The organism is Variovorax sp. 01N429, from assembly GCF_056399425.1.
Genome location: NZ_JBFTRG010000041.1, coordinates 1 through 4,742, shown reverse-complemented (window position 1 = coordinate 4,742; position 4,742 = coordinate 1). Strand labels below are relative to the sequence as shown.

2 protein-coding genes and 1 pseudogene are annotated in these 4,742 nt (G+C 63.6%); all 3 read right to left on the bottom strand.

The genetic code is table 11. The features are described from left to right. A pseudogene (locus AC1DSF_RS30415) lies at nucleotides 1-320 on the bottom strand (hypothetical protein); the annotation flags it as partial. Nucleotides 321-432: 112 nt separating this feature from the next. Beyond that, nucleotides 433-831: a hypothetical protein gene (locus tag AC1DSF_RS30410; RefSeq protein WP_478184038.1), complete on the bottom strand. Its 399-nt coding sequence runs from the start codon at nucleotides 829-831 to the stop codon at nucleotides 433-435. Between the two features lie 8 nt (nucleotides 832-839). Continuing rightward, nucleotides 840-4,742, bottom strand: a 3,903-nt coding sequence (locus tag AC1DSF_RS30405; RefSeq protein ID WP_478184037.1) for a DUF637 domain-containing protein, incomplete at its 5' end; no start/stop codon positions are given.

The window sequence follows — 4,742 nt, the reverse complement described above, 5'->3', positions numbered from 1 at the left end:
CTGCTGAGCCACTGGCGATAGTCGGCAAAGCGCGGATCGGTTTCGATCAGGTAATGGGCGGTCGCGCCCGGCTGGGTGCGAAACAGGCTCGCTGTGGGCAAGCGGGTCTCGGGTGTGCTGGTGCGAACGACCATCGGGATGCTGCGCGAACTGCCCGACTGGCCCGCGGCGTCCACCGCGCCCGCCGCGCCTGGCGTGGTGCCGCTGGCGCTTCCCGCTGGGTCCGCGCCGGCCGCGCCAGCGGCTTGATCGGCCACAGGGGCCGCGGCGTTGCCGCTGGCGGCTGCCGAACCGTTGACCGCGGAGGGCACTTCGATCACGGTGCCCGGGCCATTTGCGCCCGCCGAGACGCCGCCCGTGCCGCCTGCGGAACCTCCGGGCGCGTTAACAAGCGGCCGCCTTCATCCTCGCCTCGCGATCGATGATTTGTCGCTAGTTGTCGAGCGCGCCCCTATTGGCTTTGTCCACGAAGTCCGTAAGCGACACGTCTATGGTTTCGTCAGTTTCCTCGTAGCCTTTTGGCTTGTTGTAGTCGTACTGCAGATCGAATTTTCCATCGGGGCGCAGCGTGAAGGTCAGCCCCCAAATTCTCTGGTTGGTTGTCCGCAGCAGGTCATCTCGTAAAAAAAGACAAGCCTCTTGAAGTTCGAAGACGTCCATTCCGATGGGAAGATCGCTGTGACCTTTAGGGGTGGATTGAGTGGTAATGACCCCGCCACAGTTTTTACTCAAGATTGGGCAGATCGCAGTTAGGGAAGACCATCCGGGTACGGCCTTCCGGAGCAATACTGCTGCAATGGCCTCATAGGCTTTCTCGCGCGATGCAATCATTTGATCTTTCACTGTGCGTACGGGAAACGTTTAACAACACCGTCAACGGTCGCTTCAACAAGGAAAGCGTTGGGACGGATGCCACCATCGGGGGGGTAACCCACTTCGATTTTTACCGTCACCGTCTTGCCCTCTCGGAGGGCATTCCTCAATTCATTTTCCATCTTCCGCCAGTCACCCCGATTCAATGTCGAGGCCTGCGGGACGATGTTGATCCCGTCTCCCGCACCACCCAAGCTAGAAGCGATCAGGTGGCCGCCTTCATCCTTTGCCACTCCACTGCACTTGCCTGTCACGCACTGCTGATAGTCATTGCGAGCCAGCGTATCCAAGGTCAAATTGCCTTCGACGGCATTCACACGGCCAGAGGCATCCGTGACATAGGTGTGCCCATTGTCAAGCACGTACGCAGTCTTGGGCATCAATGAGCTTGTCGTACCCGTGTTGATCGCCGGGTCCCAATTGCCCTTCGCCCCAACAGGGACCTCCACAACGCGATCCACGTCCAGTCTTTTCGCCAGCGATGCAATTTCCTCGACCGTGTCGCTGACCTTGACGATGCTCTTGATGGTGCCGGCACCGCCAGTGGTGGGCACGTTGAGCAACTGCTCGCCGAGCACGCTGGCCACCTTCGCTCCGTCACCAGCTTCGTACGCGCGGGCCAGTTCTTCGCGCTGCGCAGGCGACATGGCCCCGAGGAGCTGCGGCCAGTTCTGCGGGTCCTGGACGAAGTCCCAAGCGGCGCCCAGACCCTGTTTGACCTGCTGCTGCGCCTGCGGATCGCCCACCACCGCCTCAAATCCTGTGTAGAGAGCCTGGCCTGCTGAATTGGCTGCATCCCACACACTGGAGGCAACGCCCTTACCGATGTTCCAGACGGTGTAGTCGCCCATGGTGCTCTGGGCAAGGGCGATGGTTTCGCCGCGCTCATTGAGGTATGTCCCTGTTATGCCCAGCACGGGAGCGTTGATGCGGATGTAGTCTGCTGCGGCTTGTCGAACGTCCGCGACGAGCGATTTACACGATGGCGAAGTCTGGCCCTGGCACGCCTTGAGTTCAGCATTGCGACTCACGTCCAACGTTTCGAGAGTCCTGATCTCGAAGTCGCACGCGCTGTCGCATTTGCCGACAAGGCGCTTTTCCTTAAGTTGGTCAAGTCGCGCAGCTTCGTCGTGCTTCAAGTAGTTGTTCGCCGCCGCATTGGCCCCTGCCTGCCCCGCAAGGTTGATCTGATTCGCGTCCCCTCCGGCCACGGCCGCCGCGATGCTGCTCATCATCGCCGCGAACTGCACCGTGTCGATCTCTCGCCCATAGAGCTCGGCAGACAGTTCGCCGATGACGGCCCCCAAGGCACCAGCCGCACAATTGCCGTCCGACCTTGCCGCGCCAACGGCGCAGCCGGCGATTGCATGCGCAATCTTGTTGGCGACGCCCTTGAATTCATCGCCAATCCAGTTCGCGCCGGTCGCCGCAGCGGTGTCGAGGACGGCATTGATGATCCCGTCCCTCAATGCGTCTTCCAGGCTGCCGCCATTGATCGCTGTACTGATGACTGCCTTCGCAGCGCCAGCGGTCAGGTTCGTGCCCAACTGCTTCATGACGTCGGTTGCACCCGCGCCTGTGGTCGGAAGCCCGGTGGGGTTCAGGTTCAACCCACCCAGCACGCCACCCGTGGCGATGGCTGTCAGCAGGTTCTTCACGTTCGAACTCGATCCAAGCTCGTCCAGTGCCTTGCCGATGTCACCCTGGTTGTTGATCAATGCGACCGCAGCCTGGCCGGCCAGGGCCGAGACGCCCGCCGCGACCGCACCGCCCACCGCGCCCGAGATGGTCGCACCCGTGCCCGTGAGAAAGGCACTGCCGCTCGTGAGTGCTACGCCTTCGCCCGCACCGACGGCGGCCGCATCGCCCGCCGCGGCACCTGCGCCTGAGGCCGCTCCCCAGGTGAAGTACGTCACCACCACCGTCACGATGGCAGCCCCTTCAGGCGTCAGCCCTTGCTGGCTGTAGTTCCAGTTCTTGTGCGCCTCCTCGACCTTCGCCCAGTCGACCTTGCCGCTGAGGTTCGGATCGTTCTGAAGCTGCTCTATCCAGCCCATGCCGGGCTGCTGCGTAAGCTGCTCGATGCTGTCCTTCGCGCCCACGCCGGCCTGCACGTGGTTGGCGCTCACGGCCAGACTGCCCACGTTGAACTGGTTGTAGTTCGTGGTCTGGTCGGTGGTCCCCTTGTCCTTGGCCTTCTGGTACATGAGGTCCCGGCCCTGGCTGGTCTCCTGGGTGCCGTGTTCGGTGGCCTGCGTGCCCAGGACCAGGGTGTCGGCCTTGAGAGAGAGCTCGCCGGGCGTGTTCACCGTGGTGCCGGCCATCGCGAGCGTGTCGTCCGCCGTGATGTTCACGTTGGCGCCGTTGAGCGTGGTGCGCGCCAGGGAGGTGTCCGAGATCCCTGCCTCTTGCGCCATCTTGGCATTGAAGCTCGTGCTCGGGTCGCGGTACCAGGTCTCGCTGCCCAGGTTCAGGTCATTGCTCTTGTGGGCGATCGCGAGCGACTGGCCATCGACTGCCGCGTGGATGTCGACGTTGGCGCCGTGGATGGTGATGTCCTTGGCGGCATCGACCTGCACGCCCTGCAGCGTGACGGTGCCTCCTCCTTGAAGCAAGACACCGCCCTGGCTGCTCTGGATGGTGCTGGCCGATGCGGTGTTGCTGGAGACCTCGATGCCGGTGCCGGATCCTTTTTTGACCGGGCCGACGATGGGCAGGCTTCCGCCGCCRAAGCCGATGCCCCGGGTCTGGGTGTCGGTCTCCAGACTGGCGCTGGAGGTATTGCGGCCCTCGTAGACCGTGAGGTTGCGTCCGGCGTCCACCAGCACGCCATTGGTGCCGCTGATGTGCGACCCCTCGATCGTGATGTCGTTGTTGGCCGTCATCGCCACCGTGCCGCCCGAGAAGCTGCTGCCCACGCTGGTGGTGCTTTCCGCGCTGCTGTTCGTGGTCGTGGTCGATTTCTTGAAGGTCCCCTTGGTCGTCGTCTGCTTGCCCTGGATGTCCAGTTGCGTGGTCTGTCCGGCGCCGATGTTGATGTCGCGGTCCGCATGCACCAGGAGCAGGCCGTCGCCGCTGGAGACGGTGGCTTGGCGGGCGTTGATGTCGTTGCCCGCGCTGAGGACCGTCGTGCCATGGGTCGTGATCGTGGTTCCGGTCTCGCGGCTGGTGGCCGAGCCCACGTAGTCCTTGGGGCCGGTGACCGCGAGGTGTGATCGGCTCTCGGTGACCGTCCCCAGATTGATGTCCCGCTTTGCCGTGATCGAGGTCGAGCCACCSCCCTGGTTCTCGATGATGGCGCCCACGAGGTTCACGTCGCGCCCGGCGCTGGCGACCAGTGTTCCGCCTGGATTGGTCACATAAAGACCCGCGACGCGATCTATGACGGTGGAACTCGTCAGGGCACCCGTGGCGGAGCTGGTCGTGGTGCGCACATTGATGTCGTTGCCCGCCTTCAGGCTCAGAGCATCTCGCGCATCGACCGTCCCGCCAATGATGTTGATGTCGTTGCGCGCGTCCAGCGCCACATTGCCCCCCGAGATGCGCCCGCCCAGGTTGTCGATGTTGTCCGCGGTGATSGMCACGAGCGAGCGCCCGGCCACGGTGCCGCTGTTGGTGAAGTCGCCTTCACCCGCCTTGTTCTTGATGCTCAGGCGGTCGGCCGACAGCAGCGCACCGGAGCCGTCGATGTCCCCGGGCTGCACRCGCACATACACCTGSGGCACGAGCACCTGCTGGGTGCTGCCATCGGCAAGGGTCACGGTCTGCTCGACGAGCCAGACGATGTCGCTCGTGAGCTGGGCCATCTGCGCGGCAGTCAGGGCGATGCCGGGGGTCAATCCATACTGCTTGGCGAAGGTCACGCCCGC

Excerpts from the sequence above, each read along its gene's own strand:
- AC1DSF_RS30410 (WP_478184038.1), bottom strand. The coding sequence starts at position 831 with ATGATTGCATCGCGCGAGAAAGCCTATGAGGCCATTGCAGCAGTATTG.